This is a genomic window from Streptomyces speibonae, assembly GCF_984686075.1.
Window position 1 is genome coordinate 4,968,063 of record NZ_OZ480260.1, and the last position, 23,272, is coordinate 4,991,334.

The 23,272-nt window shown below is 72.2% G+C and carries 20 protein-coding genes; 13 read left to right on the plus strand and 7 right to left on the minus strand.

Translation table 11 applies throughout. The features are described from left to right. Positions 1-195: 195 nt before the first annotated feature. Together AC5L3C_RS22520 and AC5L3C_RS22525 are read right to left on the minus strand one after the other, a co-directional pair. Positions 196-1,416 carry an acetyl-CoA C-acetyltransferase gene (locus AC5L3C_RS22520; RefSeq protein ID WP_493650551.1) on the minus strand — a complete coding sequence of 407 codons (1,221 nt, stop codon included), beginning with the start codon at positions 1,414-1,416 and terminating at the stop codon, positions 196-198. A 155-nt stretch (positions 1,417-1,571) separates the two neighbouring features. Beyond that, positions 1,572-2,627 (minus strand): SGNH/GDSL hydrolase family protein, encoded by a 1,056-nt coding sequence (locus AC5L3C_RS22525; protein ID WP_493650552.1) that lies wholly within the window; start codon positions 2,625-2,627, stop codon positions 1,572-1,574. A gap of 161 nt (positions 2,628-2,788) precedes the next feature. Here AC5L3C_RS22525 and AC5L3C_RS22530 point away from each other — a divergent pair, with 161 nt between their 5' ends. Further along, positions 2,789-4,177: a cystathionine beta-synthase gene (locus AC5L3C_RS22530; protein ID WP_493650553.1), complete on the plus strand. Its 1,389-nt coding sequence runs from the start codon at positions 2,789-2,791 to the stop codon at positions 4,175-4,177. Between the two features lie 366 nt (positions 4,178-4,543). Here AC5L3C_RS22530 and AC5L3C_RS22535 read toward each other — a convergent pair whose 3' ends face one another. Beyond that, the gene (locus AC5L3C_RS22535) at positions 4,544-4,966 is read right to left on the minus strand and encodes a hypothetical protein (RefSeq protein ID WP_493653977.1); all 423 of its coding nucleotides are present in this window, start codon (positions 4,964-4,966) and stop codon (positions 4,544-4,546) included. Positions 4,967-5,185: 219 nt separating this feature from the next. Between AC5L3C_RS22535 and AC5L3C_RS22540 the strand changes: the two genes are divergently transcribed. Both AC5L3C_RS22540 and AC5L3C_RS22545 read left to right on the plus strand, forming a co-directional pair. Further along, positions 5,186-6,028: a MurR/RpiR family transcriptional regulator gene (locus AC5L3C_RS22540; RefSeq protein WP_493650554.1), complete on the plus strand. Its 843-nt coding sequence runs from the start codon at positions 5,186-5,188 to the stop codon at positions 6,026-6,028. A 119-nt stretch (positions 6,029-6,147) separates the two neighbouring features. Beyond that, positions 6,148-6,732 carry a hypothetical protein gene (locus AC5L3C_RS22545; protein WP_493650555.1) on the plus strand — a complete coding sequence of 195 codons (585 nt, stop codon included), beginning with the start codon at positions 6,148-6,150 and terminating at the stop codon, positions 6,730-6,732. Positions 6,733-6,800: 68 nt separating this feature from the next. Here the strand turns inward: AC5L3C_RS22545 and AC5L3C_RS22550 are convergent, their stop codons facing one another. Further along, positions 6,801-8,222, minus strand: coding sequence for a type III PLP-dependent enzyme domain-containing protein (locus AC5L3C_RS22550; RefSeq protein WP_493650556.1), 1,422 nt, complete (start codon positions 8,220-8,222; stop codon positions 6,801-6,803). A 144-nt stretch (positions 8,223-8,366) separates the two neighbouring features. On the opposite strand from AC5L3C_RS22550, the gene hutU reads away from it, so the two are divergent. From hutU to hutI, 4 genes are all read left to right on the plus strand, one after another. Then, positions 8,367-10,037 carry a urocanate hydratase gene (hutU, locus tag AC5L3C_RS22555; RefSeq protein WP_493650557.1) on the plus strand — a complete coding sequence of 557 codons (1,671 nt, stop codon included), beginning with the start codon at positions 8,367-8,369 and terminating at the stop codon, positions 10,035-10,037. A gap of 95 nt (positions 10,038-10,132) precedes the next feature. After that, a complete protein-coding gene (locus tag AC5L3C_RS22560) occupies positions 10,133-11,335 on the plus strand; it encodes an allantoate amidohydrolase (protein WP_493653979.1) in 1,203 nt (400 codons plus the stop codon). Further along, positions 11,332-12,675: a formimidoylglutamate deiminase gene (locus tag AC5L3C_RS22565; RefSeq protein ID WP_493650558.1), complete on the plus strand. Its 1,344-nt coding sequence runs from the start codon at positions 11,332-11,334 to the stop codon at positions 12,673-12,675. The genes AC5L3C_RS22560 and AC5L3C_RS22565 overlap by 4 nt, the downstream gene beginning before the upstream one ends. Before the next feature lie 20 nt (positions 12,676-12,695). Next, entirely contained in the window at positions 12,696-13,880 is a 1,185-nt protein-coding gene (gene hutI / locus AC5L3C_RS22570; RefSeq protein ID WP_493650559.1) for an imidazolonepropionase, read from the plus strand. A 169-nt stretch (positions 13,881-14,049) separates the two neighbouring features. Here hutI and AC5L3C_RS22575 read toward each other — a convergent pair whose 3' ends face one another. After that, the gene (locus AC5L3C_RS22575; protein WP_125506043.1) at positions 14,050-14,964 is read right to left on the minus strand and encodes an RNA polymerase sigma factor SigF; all 915 of its coding nucleotides are present in this window, start codon (positions 14,962-14,964) and stop codon (positions 14,050-14,052) included. Between the two features lie 263 nt (positions 14,965-15,227). On the opposite strand from AC5L3C_RS22575, the gene AC5L3C_RS22580 reads away from it, so the two are divergent. After that, positions 15,228-15,605: an STAS domain-containing protein gene (locus tag AC5L3C_RS22580; RefSeq protein ID WP_493650560.1), complete on the plus strand. Its 378-nt coding sequence runs from the start codon at positions 15,228-15,230 to the stop codon at positions 15,603-15,605. A gap of 242 nt (positions 15,606-15,847) precedes the next feature. Continuing rightward, on the plus strand, positions 15,848-16,405 hold the full coding sequence (locus AC5L3C_RS22585; RefSeq protein WP_125506045.1) for an ATP-binding protein: 558 nt from the start codon (positions 15,848-15,850) through the stop codon (positions 16,403-16,405). A gap of 239 nt (positions 16,406-16,644) precedes the next feature. Here AC5L3C_RS22585 and AC5L3C_RS22590 read toward each other — a convergent pair whose 3' ends face one another. Continuing rightward, a complete protein-coding gene (locus tag AC5L3C_RS22590) occupies positions 16,645-18,141 on the minus strand; it encodes an oligopeptide:H+ symporter (protein ID WP_493650561.1) in 1,497 nt (498 codons plus the stop codon). 514 nt (positions 18,142-18,655) lie between these two features. Here AC5L3C_RS22590 and AC5L3C_RS22595 point away from each other — a divergent pair. Both AC5L3C_RS22595 and AC5L3C_RS22600 read left to right on the plus strand, forming a co-directional pair. Beyond that, positions 18,656-19,333: a response regulator transcription factor gene (locus tag AC5L3C_RS22595; RefSeq protein ID WP_493650562.1), complete on the plus strand. Its 678-nt coding sequence runs from the start codon at positions 18,656-18,658 to the stop codon at positions 19,331-19,333. 25 nt (positions 19,334-19,358) lie between these two features. Beyond that, entirely contained in the window at positions 19,359-20,633 is a 1,275-nt protein-coding gene (locus tag AC5L3C_RS22600; RefSeq protein WP_493650563.1) for a sensor histidine kinase, read from the plus strand. 280 nt (positions 20,634-20,913) lie between these two features. On the opposite strand, the gene AC5L3C_RS22605 is transcribed toward AC5L3C_RS22600, so the two are convergent. After that, positions 20,914-21,453 carry a GtrA family protein gene (locus AC5L3C_RS22605; protein WP_493650564.1) on the minus strand — a complete coding sequence of 180 codons (540 nt, stop codon included), beginning with the start codon at positions 21,451-21,453 and terminating at the stop codon, positions 20,914-20,916. Positions 21,454-21,607: 154 nt separating this feature from the next. Here AC5L3C_RS22605 and AC5L3C_RS22610 point away from each other — a divergent pair, with 154 nt between their 5' ends. Further along, complete coding sequence (locus tag AC5L3C_RS22610) at positions 21,608-22,747, plus strand: 5-(carboxyamino)imidazole ribonucleotide synthase (RefSeq protein WP_493650565.1); 1,140 nt, start codon at positions 21,608-21,610, stop codon at positions 22,745-22,747. After that, positions 22,744-23,268 carry a 5-(carboxyamino)imidazole ribonucleotide mutase gene (gene purE, locus AC5L3C_RS22615; protein ID WP_125506050.1) on the plus strand — a complete coding sequence of 175 codons (525 nt, stop codon included), beginning with the start codon at positions 22,744-22,746 and terminating at the stop codon, positions 23,266-23,268. The genes AC5L3C_RS22610 and purE overlap by 4 nt, the downstream gene beginning before the upstream one ends. The last annotated feature ends 4 nt before the right edge of the window (positions 23,269-23,272 follow it).

The following is a 23,272-nucleotide window of genomic DNA, read 5'->3' on the forward strand; positions in this document are numbered from 1 at the left end:
CTGAGGGATGCGGCGTTGACCTGCGGGGATCCCCTCGGCGAGAGGGATAGGTCACATCCTGAACGAGATTGGATCACGGAACGGCCCGGCCCCCGGTGACGGCCGGGGACCGGGCCGGATTCTCACCCACGGTGCGGAGACGGCTACCGTGCGCCCGCGCGCGGAGCGGGTGGCGTCCGCGCGCCGGCGCGGGGCTCAGCTCAGGCGCTCGATGACCATCGCCATGCCCTGGCCGCCGCCGACGCACATCGTCTCCAGGCCGAACTGCTTGTCGTGCCACTGCAGGGAGTTGATGAGCGTGCCGGTGATGCGGGCACCGGTCATGCCGAAGGGGTGGCCGACGGCGATGGCGCCGCCGTTGACGTTCAGCTTCTCCAGCGGGATGCCGAGCTCGCGGTAGGAGGGGATCACCTGGGCGGCGAACGCCTCGTTGATCTCGACCAGGTCGATGTCGTCGACGGTCAGGCCGGCGCGGCTCAGGGCCTGCTTGCTCGCCTCGACCGGGCCGAGGCCCATGATCTCCGGGGAGAGGCCGGAGACGCCGGTGGAGACGATCCGGGCGAGCGGGGTGAGCCCCAGCTCGCGGGCCTTGGTGTCGCTCATGATGACGAGCGCGGCGGCGCCGTCGTTGAGCGGGCAGCAGTTGCCGGCGGTGACCAGTCCGTCCGGGCGGAAGACCGGCTTCAGGCCCGCGACGCCCTCCATGGTGACGCCGGGGCGAGGGCCGTCGTCCTTGCTGACCACCGTGCCGTCGGGCGTCGTCACCGGGGTGATCTCGCGCTCCCAGAAGCCGTTCTTGACGGCCTCCTCGGCGAGGTTCTGCGAGCGGACGCCGAACTCGTCCATCTCCTGGCGGGTGATGCCCTTGAGGCGGGCCAGGTTCTCGGCGGTCTGGCCCATCGCGATGTACGGGTCGGGCACCAGGCCGTCCTCGCGCGGGTCGTGCCAGGTCGACCCCTCCGACTCGGCGACGGCGGCGGTACGGGCCTCGGCCTCGGCGAACAGCGGGTTGTGGGTGTCCGGGAGGCTGTCGGAGTTTCCCTTGGCGAAGCGGGAGACAGTCTCGACGCCGGCCGAGATGAACACGTCGCCCTCGCCCGCCTTGATGGCGTGCAGGGCCATGCGGGAGGTCTGCAGCGAGGACGAGCAGTAGCGGGTGATCGTGCAGCCGGGGAGGTGGTCCATGCCCATCTGCACGGCGACGACGCGGCCGAGGTTGTTGCCCTGCTCGCCGCCGGGGAGGCCACAGCCGAGCATCAGGTCGTCGATGTCCCTCGGGTCCAGCTCGGGGACCTTGGCGAGGGCGGCCTGAATGATCGAGGCGGTCAGGTCGTCGGGGCGTACGTCCTTCAGGGAGCCCTTGAAGGCGCGGCCGATGGGGGAGCGGGCGGCGGAGACGATCACGGCTTCGGGCATCACGGGCTCCTGGGGCATGCGAGGGCGGACTGCTTGGGAAGTTACCCGGCCGTACGGGCGGGGTCACGACTCCCACGGTGTGACATCGACCGCAACTGTCCAAGCGCTTGCTTTGTTCCGCGGCTCCCGCGCGGCTGCCCGCTGATACGGCGGGCCTACGCGGTGTCGTCGCGGGTGTTCGGGCCGCCGTAGGACACGACTGCCCGAGGAGACGGTGCTTCCGGGACGCGGCGGCGGCGTCGGCGTTTCAGCAGGGCCCACGGCCCCCGCGGTCCCGTGGGCATCGCCGCCGTCACCTCCGTGCCCGCCTCCGACGCCGCCTCCGCCGCCGCCCGGGCCACCGGCAGGAACCCCTCGCGGCGTGCCGCGTCCGGCCGCTCCTCCTCCGCCGGCCACAGCCCCAGCACCGCGCAGACCGTCGGCAGCACCGCCATCGCGGCCGTCGCGTACCCCTCCGTCGAGGGGTGGTAGCTGTCGGGTCCGAACAGCTCCCGCGGATTCGCCGCGAACTCCGGACCCAGCAGATCCCCCAGCGACACCGTCCGCCCGCCCTGCTCCACCGCGCCGATCGTCTGCGCCGCCGCCAGCTGCCGGGACGCACGCCGGGCCAGCCAGCGCAACGGCTGCTGCACCGGCTCGATCGTGCCGAGATCGGGGCACGTGCCGACCACCACCTCGGCGCCGGCCGTCCGCAGCCGGCGCACCGCCGAGGCCAGATGACGTACCGACTGGGTGGGCGGCATGCGATGGGTGACGTCGTTGGCGCCGATCATGATCACGCAGATGTCCGGCACCCGCGACGGATCCGCCAGCGCCAGCGTGACCTGCCGGTCCAGATCGTCGGAGCGCGCCCCGGGCACCGCGACCGTGCTCAGCCCCACCGGACGCTCCGCGATCGCCGCGACCCCCGACGCCAGCAGCGCGCCCGGCGTCTGCCCGGCCCGGTGCACCCCCTGCCCCGCCGCCGTGGAGTCGCCGAGCATCGTCAGCCGCAGCGCCGGTTCCCCCGGCACCGTGTACGCGGCGCCGTACAGACCGTCGGCGTTCGGTACCCGAGGACTCGTGCCGTTGTTCACACGGCGCCGCGCCAGCTGCGCCTCCGCGAGCAGCAGACCCACCGTGGCCGCGCCGGCCAGGCCGATGCCACCGCCGCCGTACGCCGCACCGGCCGCGATCCGCCGGGCCACCCGCGCCCTCGACATGCCCGTCATGCCCGCCGCCACCTCCTCGAAGCCGTACCCAGTGCTTGCCCCGTACGGACGGTGCTCCAATCCCCACGCGGTGTGAACGACCCGCGCGGCTTCCGTCACGCGAGGGCCTACGCTGGTTCGACCACGACGACCACCTCTTTTGCAAGCATCCGGAGACAACGGTGCAATTCCACGACTCGATGATCAGCCTCGTCGGCAACACCCCGCTGGTGCGGCTCAACAGCGTGACCAAGGGCATCAGGGCCACCGTCCTGGCCAAGGTGGAGTACTTCAACCCGGGCGGCTCCGTGAAGGACCGCATCGCCCTGCGCATGATCGAGGCGGCCGAGAAGAGCGGGGAGCTGAAGCCCGGCGGCACGATCGTCGAGCCGACCAGCGGCAACACCGGGGTCGGGCTCGCCATCGTGGCCCAGCAGAAGGGCTACAAGTGCATCTTCGTCTGCCCGGACAAGGTGTCCACGGACAAGATCAACGTCCTGCGGGCCTACGGCGCCGAGGTGGTCGTCTGCCCGACCGCCGTGGCCCCGGAGCACCCCGACTCCTACTACAACGTCTCCGACCGGCTGGTGCGCGAGACGCCGGGGGCCTGGAAGCCGGACCAGTACTCCAACCCCAACAACCCGCTCTCCCACTACCACTCCACCGGCCCCGAGCTGTGGGAGCAGACCGACGGGAAGATCACCCACTTCGTGGCCGGCGTCGGCACCGGCGGCACCATCTCCGGCACCGGGCGCTATCTGAAGGAGATCAGCGGCGGCGCCGTGCAGGTGATCGGCGCGGACCCCGAGGGTTCGGTGTACTCCGGCGGCTCCGGGCGGCCGTACCTGGTCGAGGGCGTCGGCGAGGACTTCTGGCCGACCGCCTACGACCGTGACGTCGCCGACGAGATCGTCGCCGTCTCCGACAAGGACTCCTTCCAGATGACCCGGCGCCTGGCCAAGGAGGAGGGCCTGCTGGTCGGCGGCTCCTGCGGGATGGCCGTCGTGGCGGCCCTCGAGGTGGCCTCCCGGCTCGGCGAGGACGACGTGGTCGTCGTGCTGCTGCCGGACAGCGGTCGCGGCTACCTCAGCAAGATCTTCAACGACGAGTGGATGGCCGACTACGGGTTCCTGGAGGACACCGGCCCCAGCGCCCGCGTCGGCGACGTCCTCGACGACAAGGAGGGCGGCCACATCCCCTCCCTCGTCCACATGCACCCCGACGAGACCATCGGCCAGGCCATCGAGGTGCTGCGCGAGTACGGCGTCTCGCAGATGCCGGTGGTCAAGCCCGGCGCCGGTCACCCGGACGTGATGGCCGCCGAGGTGGTCGGCTCGGTGGTGGAGCGGGAACTGCTGGACGCGCTGTTCAGCAAGAGCGCCTCGCTCGAGGACCCGCTGGAGAAGCACATGTCCCCGCCGCTGCCGCAGGTCGGCTCCGGCGAGCCCGTCGCGGACCTGATGGCCGTCCTGGGCAAGGCGGACGCGGCGATCGTCCTCGTCGAGGGCAAGCCGACCGGCGTGGTCAGCCGCCAGGACCTGCTGTCCTTCCTCGCCAGGAACGAGAAGTGACGGGGCGTCGGGCGGCGTCGCCGCCGAACGCGCGGTGACCGGCGGGGTGTTGGCGCGCCCGTGAGCTTCCCGGACTTCGTGGAAGCGGTACGAGGGTGTCACGTGCGCGCAGCACTCGCTTAACACGCGCCCCGCATAGTGGTGGGTGTCGGCAGGGCGGCGGAAGAAACTCCCCCGGGCATCAGCACCAGGAGGGTTCTCCGTCCGGCCGGCGACGGAACGGCGTCACGGACCTCCGGAGCGGCTCCCGGACCTCCAAGGACGCCCGGACGCGCAGTCATCTCAACGGGCGCGCGTCCCCCGCGGGGACCGCCGTCGTCCCGCCCCCCGATGACGGGGGTGCGGCGGTCCCCGCGCAATCCGTCCTCAGTCCTCCCAGTCGCCGTCCCGCCCGTCCCGGCGGCGGCCGAACAGACCGGGGTTGGTCCGCACGGCCTGCACGACGTTGACGCCGACGATGCCCGCCCAGGCGACCAGCAGACCGGGCAGGTCGGCCACGCCCCCGCCGATCGCGGACAACGGCACCGCCAGGACCAGCGAGACGATCCCGAACCCGAAACGCTCGCCCCAGGAGTCCGTGACCTTCGGCGACCGCGAGTCCCTGGCCACCGTCATCTGGTGCTCGGCGAGCTGCCGGCGCACCCGGCGCTCCACGGCGCCGTCGATGCGCTGGTCGACCTTCTCCAGGAACGAGTCGACCAGGGCGGACTCGTACTCCTCGCCGAGTTCCCTGCGCGCCTGCAGGGAGGCGTTGAGTTCCTTCTTCAGCTCGGCGTCCCGCGCGTCCATTCCGGTCATGGAATCCACGGTAGGCAGGCACGGGCCCGGTGGCACTGGGGGTAACCCCCCTCTCGGGGCTGGGGCCCGCCCCGCCGGACACCGTGTGTGATCTACGCCCCCTCACCACGCGTGCACGGCCGCGACGTCCCGTTCGCCTGTATAACGGCATGCAGAGGTCACGACGGATGAATGGCCGAGAGGCCGAGGAGTCGAGGGGGACGTCAGGTCATGAGCGGCACCGAGAGCCCCGCCGCGCGCCTCCAGGCGCTCTTCGAGGGGCACCGGCTGACGCCCACCCAGCGGCGCATCGCGCACAGCATGGTGCGGCGGGCCGCGGACGTGCCGTTCCTGTCCAGCGTGGAGCTGGCCGAACTGGCCGGGGTCAGCCAGCCCTCCGTGACCCGGTTCGCCGTCGCCCTCGGCTTCGACGGCTACCCCGCGCTGCGCCGGCATCTGCGTGAGGTCGCGCCCGCCGGACCCGCGCCCGAAACCGGCTCGTACAACGAGTACCAGCAGGCCGTCGAGGCCGAGATCGAGAACCTGCGCCACCTCGCGGACGCGCTGGCCGACACCGGGCCCGTGCAGCGGGCGGGGCGGGTCCTCGCGGGCAGCCGCCCGCTGCCCGTGCTGGGGCTGCGGGCCGCCGCGGCGCAGGCCCACGGCTTCGCCTACTTCGCCGCCAAGGTCCACCCCGACGTACGGCTGCTCAACGAGGGCGGCACGATGCTCCACGACCGCATCGACGCCGCCGCCCGCGCCGGGGCGAGCGCCCTGCTGTGCTTCGCGCTGCCGCGGCATCCCCGGGAGGTCGTCGACGCGCTCGCCCACGCCAGGGAGACCGGGCTGACCGTCGTCACCGTCGCCGACTCCGCGTTCGCGCCGGTCGCCAAGGTGTCCGACCTGCTGCTGCCCGCCGCCGTCGGCACCGGGCTGGCCTTCGACACGGCGTGCGCGCCGATGCTGCTGGGCCGGGTGCTGCTGGAGGCCATGTGCGACGACCTGCCGGACGCGCAGGCACGGCTCGAGGAGTTCGACGCGAAGGCGGCGGCGCGCGGGCTGTTCGTGGACTGACGGCGGGGCCGTTTTCTCAGACCCCTCTCACCTTGCGTGGTTAGCCTCCCGCTCCTAAAACCATTGCTCAGGCATCAGGCATCGCCTGCAGAGACACCGGAGGACGGGAGGCCGGAGACGTGACGCGCGGAGGACAGGGACTGGCCCGGGTGGCCGTCGTCGTGCGAGCCGGGGCCGCGCCACTGTGGTGGCTGGGATTTTTCGCCGCGGGCATCGGGGTGCTGGTGCCCGGACTGACCGGACGCCGGATCGGTGTCCTGACGGGCGCCGCGCTGTTCCTCGTGGCGGCGGCCGTCGTGGCGTACGGGCGGCGCGGACGGTACCGCGCGCTGGCCCGCACGGCGGCGCGGGCGGGCCGGCACGATGTGCTCCAGGACCGCGCGGTGAGCGTGCGCAACTGGCGTCGCGCGCACCGGTGGTGGCTGCTGCTCGCCTTCCTCGCCGCTCTGGGCACGGCGTTCGCCGCCCCGGCCGCGGGTGGGCTGCTGCTCGCCGGGTGCGGGCTCGGGCTGTGGCTGAAGGCGGCCTGGATCGGCCGGCGGGAGCAGGCGGACGACGTCCTGCTGTGGGTGCGCGTCGACTGGCTCCGCGCGGGGGCGGGGCGGCCTGCCGGCAAGGCGGTCAAGGCGTACCGGACCACGGGGATCGCGGCGGGGGATGCCGCGCCGGGCGGCTCTCGCCGGAGGAGCGCGGCGCTGGTGTAGTGCGGGTGCCCTGGGGGCGCGGGTGCCGTGTTGTCCGCGCAGTTCCCCGCGCCCCTGGGGGTTGTCGCTCAGGGGGTCGGTGTGGTCAGGGCGTCGGTGTGGGCGGCTCCGGACTCGGTGACGATCTCCTCGACGGTCTGGGCCCGGCGGACCGTCGCGAAGGCGACGCCTCCCTTTCCGTCCGGGGCGAAGCCGTGGACGGCGGGGCGGGGGAGCGAGTTGTACGCGTAGTGGTGGGCGAAGTAGTACGCGCCCGTGTCCAGCGCCGCCGCGTAGTCACCCTGCTCCAGCAGCGGCAGCTGCTGTCCCTGGGCGAGCAGGTCGCCCGCGAAGCAGGCCGGTCCCGCCACATCCTGCACGACCGCCGGTCCCTCCTTGGGCCGCCCCTTCGCGTCGTAGGCGGCGATCCTCAGCGGCCACGACTGCGGTGCGTACACCGTGCGCGTCGCCACCTGGACGCCCGCGTGCGTCACCGCCACCGGACGCCCGCCCGCGCTCTTGGCGTACTCCACGCGGGCCACTACCGTGCCGTGCTTGGCCAGCAGTGACCGTCCGAACTCGGTCACCAGGCCGTACCGCCCGTCGAACAGCCTTGGGACCGTCTCACGCAGCAGCCGCGCGTACTCCCCGTACGTCGGGCTCGTCTCCTCGGACGCGAAGTTCACCGGCAGTCCGCCGCCGATGTCGATGGTGTCGATCTGCTGCCGTCCAGCCCGCCGGTTGATCTCCTCCGCCAGGTCGTACGTCTCCGCGATCCCCCGCGCCATCATCGACAGCGCGATGCCCTGGGAACCGGAGTGCGCGTGCAGCCGGGTCAGCCACGGCCGGTCCAGATACGCCCGCACCACCCACTCCCGCGCCCCTTCGTCGCGCAGCGCCACCCCGAACTTCGAGGTCGCCGTCGCCGTCGAGAGCGCCTCGATGGAGCCGCCGCCGACCTGCGGGTTGACCCGTATCCCGATGGGGGAGCGGGAGCCGGAGGCGGCCATCAGGGCTTCGATGCGCTCCAGCTCCTGCGGATTGTCCGCGTTCACGGCGATGCCCAGCGCCATCGCCTCCCGCAGCTCGGCGAGGGTCTTCGCGGGCGAGTCGAGGACCGTCCGCTCCGGTGCCACCCCCGCGGCCCGGGCCAGCGCCAGCTCACCCGGGCTCGCCACCTCCGCGCCGATGCCCTCCTCGCGCAGCAGCCGCAGCACCGGCACCAGCGGGCTCGCCTTCACCGCGAAGGCGTGCAGCACCGGTGTGCCGGGTGCCGTCACCGCGTCGAACGCCGCCCGCAGCCCGGCCGCCGACTCGCGTATGCCGGTGACGTCCAGCAGGGCCACCAGGGGGGTGCCGCCGTCGAGCAGTCCCTGCTCCACGGCGGCCCGCACCGCCTCGTCCCGCCGGGCCGCCCGTCCGGCGCCCCGCGGGTCCACCTCGTCCGTTGGACCGTTGCCGTAAGCCACCGTGTCCCCCGTCCGTCCGGGGTTGTCCGTGTCAGCGCACATGCATCCAGCCAAACATCCCTCGCCCGGCGGTGCCGACACACCCCCCGTCTTGACTAGCTCTATTCAGAAGCTGAGGATGTGAATATCCGCAGTAGTCGTCCGCAGTGATCGTCCGCAGTGATCCGCAGCATCAGGAGGCACACCATGGCCGGACCCGGACCCCGCCCCGTCCGAGCGCCGCGCGGCACCGAACCGAGCGCCCTGGGCTGGCAGCAGGAGGCCGCCCTGCGGATGCTGCAGAACAACCTCGACCCCGAGGTCGCCGAGCACCCCGACAAGCTCGTCGTCTACGGCGGCACGGGGAAGGCCGCCCGCGACTGGCGTTCCTTCGACGCGATGGTCCGCACGCTGAAGACCCTCAAGCAGGACGAGACGATGCTCGTCCAGTCCGGCCGCCCGGTCGGCGTCATGCAGACCCACGAGTGGGCCCCGCGCGTCCTGCTCGCCAACTCCAACCTCGTCGGCGACTGGGCCAACTGGGAGGAGTTCCGCCGCCTGGAGGCCCTCGGCCTGACCATGTACGGGCAGATGACCGCCGGCTCCTGGATCTACATCGGCACCCAGGGCATCCTCCAGGGCACCTACGAGACCTTCGCCGCCGTCGCCGCGAAGAGGTTCGGCGGCACCCTCGCCGGGACCATCACCCTCACCGCCGGCCTCGGCGGCATGGGCGGCGCCCAGCCGCTCGCGGTCACCATGAACGACGGTGTCGCCCTCTGCGTCGACTGCGACCCCCGCGCCATCGACCGGCGCATCGAACACCGCTACCTCGACGTCAAGGCCGACTCCCTCGACCACGCCCTCCAGCTGGCCGTCGAGGCCCGGGACCGGCGCACGCCCCTCTCCATCGGCGTCCTCGGCAACGCGGCCGAGGTGGTCCCGCAACTGCTCTCCATGAGCGCGCCCATCGACATCGTCACCGACCAGACCTCCGCGCACGACCCGCTGGCGTACCTGCCCCTCGGCATCGCCTTCGAGGACATGGCCGACGCCGCCGCGAAGGACCCGGCCGGTTTCACCGCCCGCGCCCGCGCGTCCATGGCCCGGCACGTCGAGGCGATGGTCGGCTTCCAGGACGCCGGCGCCGAGGTGTTCGACTACGGCAACTCCATCCGCGGCGAGGCACAACTGGCCGGGTACGAGCGGGCGTTCGCCTTCCCCGGGTTCGTGCCGGCGTACATCAGGCCGCTGTTCTGCGAGGGCAAGGGCCCGTTCCGCTGGGCCGCGCTGTCCGGCGACCCCGCCGACATCGCCAGGACCGACCGGGCGATCCTGGACCTCTTCCCGGAGAACGAGTCCCTCGCCCGCTGGATCAGGATGGCCGGGGAACGGGTCCACTTCCAGGGGCTGCCCGCGCGCATCTGCTGGCTCGGGTACGGCGAGCGCGACAAGGCCGGTGAGCGGTTCAACGACATGGTCGCGAGCGGGGAGCTGGCCGCGCCGGTCGTCATCGGGCGGGACCACCTCGACTGCGGTTCGGTCGCCTCCCCCTACCGGGAGACCGAGGCGATGCTGGACGGCTCCGACGCGATCGCCGACTGGCCGCTGCTGAACGCCATGGTGAACGTGGCGTCGGGGGCGTCGTGGGTGTCCATCCACCACGGTGGCGGCGTCGGCATGGGGCGGTCGATCCACGCCGGACAGGTGACGGTGGCCGACGGGACGGCGACGGCGGGCGAGAAGATCCGGCGCGTGCTGACGAACGACCCCGGCATGGGGGTGATCCGGCACGTGGACGCCGGGTACGACATCGCGGAGTCGGTGGCGGACGAGCGGGGTGTGCGGGTGCCGATGCGTGAGGGTGATCCGGCGTGAGCGACGGCATCCGGGGGGTGGGGGCCGGGGCGTCGTCGCGGCCCGGGCCCGGGCGGGGCGACGGTGCACCGCCTGGTGGGAGCTCCTTCCATGAGATGTGGGAGCAGTTGCGGCCCATCGGGCGGCACCGCGCTTCCGGTGGGTACCGGCGGTTCGCCTGGGGTGAGGCCGACGGCGAGTGCCGGGCGTGGTTCGCGGCGCAGGCGCGCGGCCGGGGGCTGGAGTACGAAGTCGACCGGAACGGCAATCAGTGGGCCTGGCTCGGCGATCCCGCCCGGGGCGACGCCGTGGTCACCGGTTCGCATCTGGACTCCGTGCCCGACGGCGGAGCCTTCGACGGGCCCCTCGGCGTCGTGTCCGCCTTCGCCGCACTCGACGAACTGCGCCGCAGGGACGTCCGGCTCGCCAAACCCCTCGGCATCGTCAACTTCGGTGACGAGGAGGGCGCGAGGTTCGGGCTCGCCTGTGTCGGCTCCCGGCTCACCGCCGGCGCGCTGACCGTCGAGCAGGCGCACCGGCTCACCGACGCGGACGGCATCACCCTCCCGCAGGCCATGGAGCGGGCCGGCCACGACCCCGGCACCCTCGGCCCCGACCCCGGACGGCTCGACCGCATCGGAGCCTTCGTCGAACTCCACGTGGAACAGGGCCGCGCCCTGGACCTGTCCGGCGACCCCGTCGGCATCGCGTCCGCGATCTGGCCGCACGGGCGGTGGAGGTTCGACTTCCGGGGAGAGGCCAACCACGCCGGCACCACCCGGCTCCCCGACCGGCGCGATCCCATGCCGGTGTACGCCGAGACCGTCCTCGCCGCCCGCCGCGAGGCCGAACGCGCCGGCGCGGTCGCCACCTTCGGCAAGATCGCCGTCGAGCCGAACGGCGTCAACGCCATCCCCTCCCTGGTGCGCGGCTGGCTCGACTCGCGCGCCGCCGACCAGGAACGCCTGGACGCCGTCGTCGGCGGCGTGCGGAAGGCCGCCCGCGCCCACGCCGCCGCCCACGGCGTCGACGTGGACGTCGAACGCGAGTCCTTCACCCCCGTCGTCGAGTTCGACCACGCCCTGCGCGACACACTCGCCCGCATCCTGGGCAGCGACAACGACCTCAAGGTGCCCGTCCTCGGCACCGGCGCCGGACACGACGCCGGGATCCTCGCCGGACGCATCCCGACCGCCATGCTGTTCGTGCGCAACCCCACCGGCGTCTCCCACTCGCCGGCCGAGTTCGCCACCGAGGACGACTGCGTGGCCGGGGTACTCGCCCTCGCCGACGTACTGGAAGGACTGGCCCGCACGTGACTGCCACCCAGCGGACGTACTGGCTGGAGCACGCCTGGCTCGGCACCCACGTCGAGCCGGGCGTGGCCCTCACCGTCCAGGACGGCCGCATCACCGCCGTCCACCCGGACACCCCCGCCCCGCCGCCCGGGGCCGAGATCCTGCGCGGACTGACCCTGCCGGGCCTGGCCAACGCCCACAGCCACGCCTTCCACCGCGCCCTGCGCTCCACCGTCCAGGTGGGCTCCGGCACCTTCTGGACCTGGCGCGAGATCATGTACGCCACGGCCGAACGGCTCACCCCGGACACCTACCACGCCCTCGCACGGGCCGTGTACGCCGAGATGGCGCTGGCCGGCGTCACCACCGTCGGCGAGTTCCACTACGTCCACCACGCCCCCGGCGGCACCCCCTACGCCGACCCCAACGCCATGGGGGAGGCGCTCGTCGCGGCCGCCGCCGAAGCCGGAATCCGCATCACCCTCCTCGACACCGCCTATCTCTCCTCCGGCTTCGGCCGGCCGCCCACCGCCCACCAGCTCCGCTTCTCCGACGGCGACGCGGACACCTGGGCCGAACGCTGTTCACTTCTCAAGGAACGGGATCACGCACGGATCGGGGCGGCGGTCCACTCCGTCCGGGCCGTACCGGCACGGCAGCTGGCCACCGTGGCCCGCTGGGCCGAGGAGCGGCGGGCCCCGCTCCATGTGCATCTGTCCGAGCAGACCGCCGAGAACGACGCCTGCCGCGAGGCGCACGGGTGCACCCCCACCCAGCTCCTGGCCCTGCACGGCGTCCTCGGACCGCGCACCACCGGGATCCACAACACCCATCTCACCGCCGAGGACGTCTCCCTCATCGGCGGCAGCGGCACCGGCACCTGCATGTGCCCCACCACCGAACGCGACCTCGCCGACGGCATCGGCCCCGCCGCCGCCCTGCAGAACGAGGGCTCCCCGCTCAGCCTCGGCTCCGACAGCCACGCCGTGATCGACCTGTTCGAAGAGGCACGCGCGATGGAGCTGAACGAACGGCTGCGCACCCGCACCCGGGGCCACTGGACGGCCGCCGCCCTGCTGCGGGCCGCCTCCGCCGACGGACACGCCGCCCTCGGCTGGGACGGCATCGGCACCATCGAGGCCGGAGCGCGCGCCGACCTCGTCACCCTCGCCCTCGACTCGGTCAGAACCGCGGGGCCACTGCCCAGGCTCGGCGCCGAGACGGCCGTATTCGCCGCGACCGCGGCGGACGTCCGGCACACCGTCGTATCGGGACGGCACGTCGTGCGCGACGGGGAGCACACGCTCGTCCCCGATGTCCCCGGAGCGCTCGCAGAGGCAGTCGAAGCCCTGCGCGCCTGACGACCCCCCATGAGGACACCATGAGCAGCACCGTCATCAGCAACATCGCCACGCTGGTCACCAACGACCCCTCCCTCGGTGATGCCTCTCCCCTCGGTCCGGTCCGCGACGCGGCCGTCGTCATCGAGGGCGACCGCATCGTGTGGACCGGTGCGTCAAGCAAAGCACCCGCCACTGACAACCGGGTCGACGCCGAGGGCGGTGCGGTCCTGCCCGGCTTCGTCGACTCCCACTCCCACCTCGTCTTCGCGGGCGACCGCACCGAGGAGTTCAACGCCCGCATGTCCGGCCGCCCCTACAGCGCGGGCGGCATCCGCACGACCGTCGCCGCCACCCGCGCCGCCACCGACGCGCAGCTGGAGGCCAATCTGACCCGCCTCCTCACCGAGGCGCTGCGCCAGGGCACCACCACCTTCGAGACCAAGTCCGGCTACGGCCTGACCACCGAGGACGAGTCCCGCGCCCTCAGGCTGGCGGCCCGCCACACCGACGAGGTCACCTTCCTCGGCGCCCACATCGTGGCCCCCGAGTACGCCGACGACCCGGCCGGATACGTCGCCCTCGTCACCGGCGAGATGCTGGACGCCTGCGCGCCGCACGCCCGCTGGATCGACGTCTTCTGCGAGAAGGGCGCCTTCGACGGCGACCAGGCCCGCGCCATCCTCACCGCGGGCCGGGCGAAGGGCCTGCACCCGCGTGTCCACGCCAACCAGCTCTCGTACGGCCCCGGCGTCCAGCTCGCCGTCGAGCTCGACGCGGCCAGCGCCGACCACTGCACCCACCTCACCGACGCCGACGTGGACGCGCTCGCCCACAGCCGCACGGTCGCCACGCTGCTCCCCGGCGCCGAGTTCTCCACCCGCGCCGCGTGGCCGGACGCCCGCCGGCTGCTGGACGCGGGCGTCACGGTCGCGCTGTCCACCGACTGCAACCCCGGCTCGTCCTTCACGTCCTCCGTCCCCTTCTGCATCGCGCTGGCGGTGCGCGACATGGGGATGACACCCGACGAGGCCGTCTGGTCGGCCACGGCGGGCGGTGCCAGGGCCCTGCGCCGCGACGACATCGGCCGCGTCGCCCCGGGCGCGTACGCGGACCTGCTGCTGCTCGACGCCCCCTCCCACGTGCAGCTGGCCTACCGCCCCGGCGTGCCGCTGGTCCGCACGGTCTGGCAGAAGGGGCGCAGGATCGAGCGGCGCTGGGTGTGAGACGGCGGGCGACGCCGGCGGGCCCGCCCGCAAACGCGGCGCGCCCCGCGCCCGGCGGGCGCCCGGTGCCCGGGATGGGCATCCGGCGCCCGCAGGGCGCGGGGCGCGGTCACGTCGCTCCGCGGGAGCGGGTGGGGAAGCGGCCCGCCGTCCGGCGGGGGCCGTCCCGTCACTCCTCGACGGTGAGTCCCTTGCGCAGTTTCACCAGGGTCCGCGACAGCAGACGGGAGACGTGCATCTGGGAGATGCCGAGTTCCTCGCCGATCTCCGACTGGGTCATGCCCGCGACGAAGCGCAGGGACAGGATCTTCCGGTCCCGCGGCGGCAGCTCGGCGATCAGCGGCTTCAGCGACTCGACGTACTCGATGCCCTCGAGCCCGTGGTCCTCGTAGCCGATGCGGTCCGCCAGCGCGCCCTCCGCGTCGTCCTCCTCCGGCTGGGCGTCCAGCGAGGAGGCGGTGTAGGCGTTCGACGCCGCCATGCCCTCGATGACCTCGTCCTTGGTGATGCCCAGGCGGTCGGCGAGCTCGGCCACTGTCGGCGCGCGGTCGAGCTGCTGAGCCAGTTCGTCACCGGCCTTGGCCAGGTCGAGCCGGAGCTCCTGCAACCGGCGCGGTACGCGCACGGACCAGGAGGTGTCACGGAAGAAACGCTTGATCTCGCCGATGATGGTCGGCATCGCGAACGTGGGGAACTCCACACCGCGCGACAGCTCGAAACGGTCGATCGCCTTGATCAGGCCGATGGTGCCGACCTGGATGATGTCCTCCATCGGCTCGCTGCGCGAGCGGAAGCGGGAGGCGGCGAACTTGACCAGGGCGAGGTTCAGTTCTACGAGGGTGTTGCGGACATAAGAGAATTCGTGGGTGCCTTCCTCCAGCGACTCGAGGCGCTCGAAAAGGGTCTTTGAGAGCGCCCTCGCGTCGACCGGGCCCACCTCGTCGTACCGGGGGATCTCCGGCAGTCCGGCGAGTAGGTCTTCCGGGACGACACCCAGGTCGTCCTGCTCGATGGGATCCAGATGTTCCGGAGGGAGTGTCGACGTCGCTTCAGGGGTAGGCGATGCGTCGAGCCGGGGTGACATGATGTCCTCCATCGTTCTCGGCATATGGCTGCCGAAGCCGATTACGTGCACTGCGGTGTGCGGCGCCTCCAAAGCCGGCCGTGTCGGGTACGTGTCCTCACTAGCCCTACCGGCTCTCGCAAGTTCACCGCAAGTGCGTTCTGTGTGCATATGTCTGTTTGTGCGTGATTGTTAGAGTGTCGATGCGTGGCTGGAAGGCGTAATGTTCGAAGGCGTCAGCACAAGGCGTCAGCAAGCAGCCACGACCTCGGGAGAGAGACGGCATGGACCGCGGGACAGTCGGCAGCGCACAGTCGGGCCGGCTTCTGGTCGAGGTGCGAGAACAGGGCCCCACTGCCGTCGTGACTCCGGCGGGTGAGTTGGACCACCACACCGCCGATCTGTTGCGTGAGCCACTGGAGGACTGCCTCGCCAAGGGATTCAAGCGGCTTGTCATCGACTGCTCCCGGCTGGAGTTCTGCGACTCCACGGGGTTGAACGTGCTGCTCGGTGCGCGGCTGAAGGCCGATGCGGCCGGAGGCGGGGTGCACCTCGCGGGTATGCAGCCGGTCGTCGCGCGCGTGTTTGAAATCACGGGCGCGGACGCGGTGTTCACCGTGCACGACACGCTCGAGGCGGCCCTGGCCGACGATTCGGCGTGACCGCCGGGGGGCCGCCGGGCGGGGCGATCCCGCCGCACCCGTCGCCGGGGGGCTCCCCCCGGGGCGTCTTTTCGTGCGAATACGGGGGTGTCCCCTCGCCGCGCTCGGGCAGGAGACCTCCTGAACGTGCCGGACGTGGTGGTCGCGAGGGTGCCGGGAACCGGATGCGCCGTGCACGCGTGAACGACCGAGTACGGAAACTTTTGAATCGTGAACTGGTGACACGGTGAGGTGAAGCGCTGATGAGCACCACCCGGCCCTATTCGCCGGGCGACCGCGGCCCCGAGCCCGGCGGCGCTTCCGGGACGCCCGCGGACGCGGTGCCGGCCGGCGGCGCGCGCGACGACGGCGTGGCCGCGCCGGTCGCGCCGTCCGATGCCCGGGGTGGCGGCGGCCGGGTCCGCCGGCTGAGCTTCGACGGCCAGAGCGGCGTCGTGCCGCTCGCCCGTGACTTCACCCGTCAGGCGTTGTACGACTGGGGCTGGCTGCCGGCCGCGACCGCGGATCAGCGGGCCGCGGCGGAGGACGTGCTGCTCGTCGTCTCGGAGCTGGTCACCAATGCGTGTCTGCATGCGGAGGGGCCGGATCGGCTGGCCATCACGTGCGACAAGAAGGTGATCCGGCTGGAGGTCACCGACCGGGGGTCGGGGCAGCCGTCGCCGCGTACTCCGCACCGGGCGGGGCGGCCCGGGGGGCACGGCATGTTCATCGTGCAGCGGCTGTGTCTGGACTGGGGCGTGGTCCGGGCCCCGGACGTCGCCGGCAAAACGGTCTGGGCGGAACTGGGCACCCCGTCGTAACGCGGCCCGCCCAAGGTTTTTCTCGCCCCCGCCGCCCCTTCCCGTCCCGAACCTGGGGGCTGCGCCTCCAGACCCCCCTTTTCGGCCCTTCGGGCCTCGTCCTCAAACGCCGGACGGGCTGAAATTCAGCCCCTCCGGCGTTTGAGGAGCGGGGTCCGGGGCGGAGCCCCGGGTCGGGACGGGAAGGGGCGGCGGGGGCGAATGAACGTCCCCGGGTCACCCTCCCGGCGAGGGACCGGTCAACGGACGTCGCCCATCAGGGCCTTGACCTTGCTGCGGTACATCCACACCGCGAAGCCCGCCGCCACGGCGAGCGTCGCCTCCATCGCGACAATGCCCGTCCGGTTCAGATCGACCCCGGCGATGGACAGCAGCCCCGTCGTGGCGTCACCCGCGGTGACGGCCAGGAACCAGACGCCCATCATCTGCGAGGCGTACTTCGCGGGCGCCATCTTCGTCGTGACCGACAGCCCGACCGGGGAGAGCAGCAGCTCACCGACGGTCTGCGTGAAGTAGATCGCCACCAGCCACAGCGCCGCCGCCTTGTGACCGCCCTCGGCGATCGACAGCGGGGCCAGGAAGAGGAAGAAGGACACGCCGACCAGCGTCAGACCGGACGCGAACTTCACGATCGTGCTCGGCTCCTTGCCGCGCCGGTTCAGCGCCAGCCAGATCCAGGCGAAGACCGGGGCCAGCGCCATGATCAGGACCGGGTTGACCGACTGGTACCAGGAGACAGGGAACTCCCAGCCCAGCACGCTGTTGTCGGCCGAGGAGTCGGCGAAGATCGACAGGGTCGAGCCGCCCTGGTCGTAGATCATCCAGAAGATCGCGGCGGCCACGAAGAACCAGATGTACGCGGACATCTTCGACTGCTCGGCGCGGTCGAGGTCCTTGTCGCGCTTGATGCGGGCGATCACCATCACCGGGACGATCACACCGAGCAGCGTCAGCGGGACCAGGATCCAGTTCAGGGTGTAGTTGCCGGTGACGCCGACGACGGCGTACGCGACGGCGGCGATGCCCGCCCACAGCGCGGCCTTGCGCAGCGTCGCGGACTTCTCCCGGTCGGAGAGCGGCTTGGGGACGACGCTGGACTGCGGGTCCAGGTGGCGGCTGCCGAGCAGGAACTGCGTCACACCGAGGCCCATGCCGACCGCGGCGAGCGCGAAGCCCAGGTGCCAGTTGACGCTCTCACCGATGGTGCCGATGACCAGCGGCGCGGCGAAGGCACCCAGGTTGATGCCCATGTAGAAGACGGTGAAGCCGCCGTCGCGGCGCGGGTCGTCCGGGCCCCGGTAGAGCTGGCCGACCATCGTGGAGATGTTGGCCTTCAGCAGGCCGGAGCCGATGGCGACCAGGCCCAGCCCCGCGTAGAAGGTGCCGGAGGACGGCAGGGCCAGCGTCAGGTGGCCCAGCATGATGATGCCGCCCGCGACGGCCACGGTCTTGCGGGGACCCCACACACGGTCGCCGAACCAGCCGCCCGGCATCGTGAGCAGGTACACCAGCGAGAGGTAGACGGAGTAGATCGCGGTGGCGGTGCCCGCGCTCAAACCGAGTCCGCCCGGTGCGACGAGGTACAGCGGGAGCAGGGCCCTCATGCCGTAGTAGGAGAATCGCTCCCACATCTCGGTCATGAAGAGTGTGGCCAGTCCGCGGGGGTGGCCGAAGAAGGTCTTCTCGGAGCCGGGGGTGCCCGGGGTGACCGAGTCCTTCGTCAGGCTGGACGCCATGGTCGTTCCTTGCTGTCGGGACGCGTCGCGCGAGCGTGCACGCGCCCGGTGGGGGGGGCGGCCGGCACCGGCGGGCCGTACCGTCCACCCCACGCCCGGGGGAGGCCGCCCCGGATCGCGGAGCGGCGGACGGCGACCACCGGGATCCACGCCTTCGCCGCGCGTCCATGCGCGGGTGAGGCCCGGCCACAGGTCATTCCTTCCGGGGCCGGCGGAACACCGGCCCGCACACAAAAGAGACCCTCGGCGTCAACTGCGCCAAAGGTCCCCATGGTGCAACAGGCGTTGATTCACCATACGGCACGACAGTGCCGGATATGGAAGGACTTGAGACACGGATCACAGGTGATGGAGCAACCGGATCACTCATTCGAAGGTCTTCCTCAGGATCGCACCCCATACCCGCAGGTCCGTACCAGGGGTGTGGAAGGTGAGAGGCGGGTGTGACGCGGGTAAGAGACGAGCCCGGCGATCACGCCCCTGGGCTTACCGCGGCGGGTCTACCATCACTGGCATGACCCGTGTACTGCTCGCCGAGGACGACGCGTCCATCTCGGAGCCACTGGCCCGCGCCCTGCGCCGGGAGGGCTACGAAGTCGAGGTGCGTGAGGACGGACCCAGTGCACTCGACGCCGGAATGCAGGGCGGCGTCGATCTGGTGGTGCTCGATCTCGGGCTGCCCGGCATGGACGGCCTCGAGGTCGCCCGCCGGCTGCGCGCCGAGGGGCACACGGTTCCGCTGCTGATCCTGACCGCGCGCGCCGACGAGGTGGACACGGTCGTCGGTCTGGACGCGGGTGCCGACGACTACGTCACCAAGCCGTTCCGCCTGGCCGAGCTGCTCGCCCGGGTCCGGGCCCTGCTGCGGCGCGGCTCCACCGAGCCCCAGCAGTCGCCCGCCACCCACGGGGTGCGTATCGACGTCGAGTCGCACCGGGCGTGGATGGGCGACGAGGAGCTCCAGCTCACCGCCAAGGAGTTCGACCTGCTGCGGGTCCTGGTGCGGGACGCGGGCCGGGTCGTCACCCGCGACCAGCTGATGCGGGAGGTGTGGGACACCACGTGGTGGTCCTCCACCAAGACCCTCGACATGCACATCTCCTGGCTGCGCAAGAAGCTCGGGGACGACGCGGCGAATCCGCGCTACATCGCCACCGTGCGCGGTGTGGGTTTCCGCTTCGAGAAGAGCTGAACCCCTCCGGGGTGGGTAAGAGGACATGCGCCGCCGTCTGATCCAGTCCACGCTCGCCGTGGTGCTCGTCGTGATCGCCGTCTTCGGTGTCTCGCTGGTGATCGTGGAGACCCGCACCATCAGCGAGACGGCCAGGGAGCGGGTGGAGTCCGAGGCGGTGCGGCTGGCCAGCATCGTCGACAGCCGGCTGCTGGTCGAGGACAAGGTGACCGCCGAGATCCTCGACGACCAGATGCCCGAGGACCGGTACGCCGTCGTCCGGATCCCCGGCAAGCCGCCCATCGAGGTCGGCACCAAGCCCGAGGGCGACGTCATCAGCGCCTCGGCGCCCGGCGAGGAGGGCGAGACGGTCACCGTCCAGGAGCCGCGCTCCTCGGTGACCCGGGAGGTCGGCCGCACGCTGCTGATCATCGCTCTGGTGGCCCTCCTCGCGGTGGTCGCGGCGGTGCTGCTGGCGGTCCGCCAGGCGAACCGGCTCGCCTCCCCGCTCACCGACCTCGCGGAGACCGCCGAGCGGCTCGGCTCCGGCGACCCGCGCCCCCGGCACCGCCGCTACGGCGTCCCCGAGCTGGACCGGGTCGCGGACGTGCTGGACGCCTCCGCCGAGCGCATCGCCCGCATGCTGACCGCCGAGCGGCGTCTGGCGGCCGACGCCTCCCACCAGCTGCGCACCCCTCTCACCGCGCTGTCCATGCGCCTGGAGGAGATCACCGTCACCGACGACCCGGACACGGTGAAGGAGGAGGCGACGATCGCGCTGACGCAGGTGGAGCGGCTGACGGACGTGGTGGAGCGGCTGCTGACCAATGCCCGCGACCCGCGCACCGGCTCCGCGGTCACCTTCGACCTGGACGAGGTGATCAAGCAGCAGCTCGCCGAGTGGCGCCCCGCCTACCGCAGCGAGGGCCGCGCGATCGTGACCTCCGGCAAGCGGGAGCTGCGGGCGGTGGGCACGCCGGGCGCGGTGGCCCAGGTGCTGGCCGCGCTGATCGAGAATTCGCTGATGCACGGCGGCGGCACGGTCGCCCTGCGCACCCGCGTCACCGGCAACCAGATCGTGGTCGAGGTCACCGACGAGGGCCCCGGCGTCCCCGCCGAGCTGGGGGCGCGGATCTTCGAGCGGGCGATCAGCGGGCGCAACTCCACCGGCATCGGTCTCGCGGTGGCCCGGGACCTGGCCGAGGCGGACGGTGGCCGCCTGGAGATGCTCCAGGCCAGCCCCGCCGTCTTCGGCCTCTTCCTGTCCCGCACACCCCCACAGCGCTCGAACGACGAGGACAACGGCCGCACGGTCCGCTGACCGCCCGCACGGCACGCGGACGACGCGACAGCACGCGGCGCGGGCAAGCGGGGGGTGTGCCTCCGGCGGGCCGAAGTCTGCCCGGCGGGACCGGGCGAGGCTGCCCGGCGGGACCGGACGCGGCGCCGGCGGGACCGGGTGCGGACCGGCGGGACCCGGCTGGGTGCGGTAGGGCGGGGCGTGGTTCGGGCAGGTGTCGGGTGCGGCCGGCGGGGCGGGGCGCGGGTCGGCCGGGGTGTGCCCGGCGGGACCGGGTGCGGCGCGGCAGGGCGGTGCGCGGCTAGGGCACCCGTTGCTTCGGGCGGTCCCCGGTGACCGGGCCGGTGCCCGCCACCGTTCCGCGGACGGGCAGGGCGCGGAAGACCCAGGTGCGGTACGACCAGAAGCGGAACAGGGTCGCGACGGCGATGCCGAGGAACTTGAAGATGTTGCTCTGCAGCGGGCTGTCCCAGCCGAAGCCGTACGTCGCCGTGTACAGCACGCCGTTCTCGATCACCAGACCGACCGCGCTGAACAGCAGGAACAGGCTCATCTCCCGGGTACGCCGGGACTTGTCGCGGTCGCGGTAGGTGAAGTAGCGGAAGCCGATGTAATTGAAGATGATCGCCACGATCGTGGCGATGACGCTCGCCCGGACCACGTGCAGGTCGGTGACCTGCCGGACCAGGTTGAACACGAGGAAGTTGACCAGCAGGCCCGCCCCGCCGACCGCGCCGAACTTCAGCAGCTCGCGGACGAGCCCGTCGATCCGCCGGCGCAGTGTGCCGCGCGGAGCCGGTGCCGGGGCCCTGGTCGGAGGCCCAGAGGAACCGTGTCCCATGGTCGTGCTGGCCCCCGTCCATCGGTTGGCGTCAACGCGACCATGCTAACCACCCGTCCTCGCGATCTTCCTGCGGACGGAGGCCCCGCACCCCGGCCCCGAGGGGAGCGGGCCGGGAAATCGGCCACCGTGGCGCGACGGATACCCTGGGGACGTGACGTTCCCGGTAGTCGGCATGGTCGGCGGTGGCCAGCTCGCTCGTATGACACACGAGGCGGGCATCCCGCTCGGCATCAGGTTCAAGCTCCTCAGTGACACTCCGCAGGATTCCGCGGCGCAGGTCGTCGGCGATGTCGTCGTCGGCGACTACCGCGACCTGGAGACGCTGCGCGCGTTCGCGCGCGGCTGCGACGTGATCACCTTCGACCACGAGCACGTGCCCACCGAGCACCTCAGGGCCCTGGAGGCGGACGGCATCCCCGTCCGCCCCGGCCCCGACGCGCTCGTGCACGCCCAGGACAAGGGCGTGATGCGCGCGAAGCTCGACGCGATCGGCGTGCCCTGCCCCCGGCACCGCATCGTCGCCGGCCCCGAGGACGTGGCCGCGTTCGCCGCCGAGGGGGAGGGCTTCCCCGTCGTCCTCAAGACGGTCCGCGGCGGCTACGACGGCAAGGGCGTGTGGGTCGTCGACTCCGCGAAGGAGGCCGCCGAGCCGTTCAAGGCCGGGGTGCCGGTCCTCGCCGAGGAGAAGGTCGACTTCGTGCGCGAGCTGGCCGCGAACGTGGTCCGCTCCCCGCACGGCCAGGCCGTCGCCTACCCCGTCGTCGAGTCGCAGCAGGTCAACGGCGTCTGCGACACGGTCGTCGCGCCCGCGCCCGGCCTCGACGAGATCCTGGCGCTGCGCGCCGAGGAGATGGCGCTGAACATCGCCAAGGAACTCGGCGTCGTCGGCCACCTCGCGGTCGAGCTCTTCGAGACCCGCGACGGCCGCATCCTCGTCAACGAACTCGCGATGCGCCCGCACAACTCCGGCCACTGGTCCATGGACGGGGCGGTCACCTCCCAGTTCGCCAACCATGTCCGCGCCGTCCTCGACCTGCCGCTGGGCGACCCGCGTCCGCGCGCGCAGTGGACGGTCATGGTCAACGTCCTCGGCGGCGACTACCCGGACATGTACTCCGCGTACCTGCACTGCATGGCCCGCGACCCCCAGCTGAAGATCCACATGTATGGCAAGGACGTGAAGCCCGGCCGCAAGGTGGGCCACGTCAACACCTACGGCGACGACCTGGACGACGTGCTGGAGCGCGCCCGTCACGCAGCCGGCTATCTGAGAGGCACGATCACCGAATGAGCCCAGTTGTCGGCATCGTCATGGGGTCGGACTCCGACTGGCCCGTCATGGAGGCTGCGGCCAAGGCCCTCGACGAGTTCGAGATCGACTACGAGGTCGACGTCGTCTCCGCGCACCGCATGCCCCGCGAGATGATCGCGTACGGCGAGCAGGCCGCGGACCGGGGCCTGAAGGTGATCATCGCGGGTGCGGGCGGCGCCGCCCATCTGCCCGGCATGCTCGCCTCGGTCACCCCGCTGCCCGTCATCGGGGTGCCCGTGCCGCTGAAGTACCTCGACGGCATGGACTCCCTGCTGTCCATCGTGCAGATGCCGGCCGGTGTCCCGGTCGCCACCGTCTCCGTCGCCGGAGCGCGCAACGCGGGCCTGCTCGCGGCCCGGATCCTCGCCTCCCACGACGAGGAACTCCTCGGCCGGATGCGGGAGTTCCAGCAGGAGCTGAACGACCAGGCCACCGAGAAGGGCAAGCGGCTGCGCGCCAAGGCCGAGGGCTCCGGCAACGGCTTCGGCTTCGGCGCGTGAGCGG

Coding starts and splice junctions, on each gene's coding strand:
- AC5L3C_RS22520 (WP_493650551.1), bottom strand. CDS start 1,416: ATGCCCGAAGCCGTGATCGTCTCCGCCGCCCGCTCCCCCATCGGCCGC.
- AC5L3C_RS22525 (WP_493650552.1), bottom strand. CDS start 2,627: ATGACGGGCATGTCGAGGGCGCGGGTGGCCCGGCGGATCGCGGCCGGT.
- AC5L3C_RS22535 (WP_493653977.1), bottom strand. CDS start 4,966: ATGGACGCGCGGGACGCCGAGCTGAAGAAGGAACTCAACGCCTCCCTG.
- AC5L3C_RS22540 (WP_493650554.1), top strand. CDS start 5,186: ATGAGCGGCACCGAGAGCCCCGCCGCGCGCCTCCAGGCGCTCTTCGAG.
- AC5L3C_RS22550 (WP_493650556.1), bottom strand. CDS start 8,222: ATGTGCGCTGACACGGACAACCCCGGACGGACGGGGGACACGGTGGCT.
- hutU (WP_493650557.1), top strand. CDS start 8,367: ATGGCCGGACCCGGACCCCGCCCCGTCCGAGCGCCGCGCGGCACCGAA.
- AC5L3C_RS22560 (WP_493653979.1), top strand. CDS start 10,133: ATGTGGGAGCAGTTGCGGCCCATCGGGCGGCACCGCGCTTCCGGTGGG.
- hutI (WP_493650559.1), top strand. CDS start 12,696: ATGAGCAGCACCGTCATCAGCAACATCGCCACGCTGGTCACCAACGAC.
- AC5L3C_RS22575 (WP_125506043.1), bottom strand. CDS start 14,964: ATGTCACCCCGGCTCGACGCATCGCCTACCCCTGAAGCGACGTCGACA.
- AC5L3C_RS22580 (WP_493650560.1), top strand. CDS start 15,228: ATGGACCGCGGGACAGTCGGCAGCGCACAGTCGGGCCGGCTTCTGGTC.
- AC5L3C_RS22585 (WP_125506045.1), top strand. CDS start 15,848: ATGAGCACCACCCGGCCCTATTCGCCGGGCGACCGCGGCCCCGAGCCC.
- AC5L3C_RS22590 (WP_493650561.1), bottom strand. CDS start 18,141: ATGGCGTCCAGCCTGACGAAGGACTCGGTCACCCCGGGCACCCCCGGC.
- AC5L3C_RS22595 (WP_493650562.1), top strand. CDS start 18,656: ATGACCCGTGTACTGCTCGCCGAGGACGACGCGTCCATCTCGGAGCCA.
- AC5L3C_RS22600 (WP_493650563.1), top strand. CDS start 19,359: ATGCGCCGCCGTCTGATCCAGTCCACGCTCGCCGTGGTGCTCGTCGTG.
- AC5L3C_RS22605 (WP_493650564.1), bottom strand. CDS start 21,453: ATGGGACACGGTTCCTCTGGGCCTCCGACCAGGGCCCCGGCACCGGCT.
- purE (WP_125506050.1), top strand. CDS start 22,744: ATGAGCCCAGTTGTCGGCATCGTCATGGGGTCGGACTCCGACTGGCCC.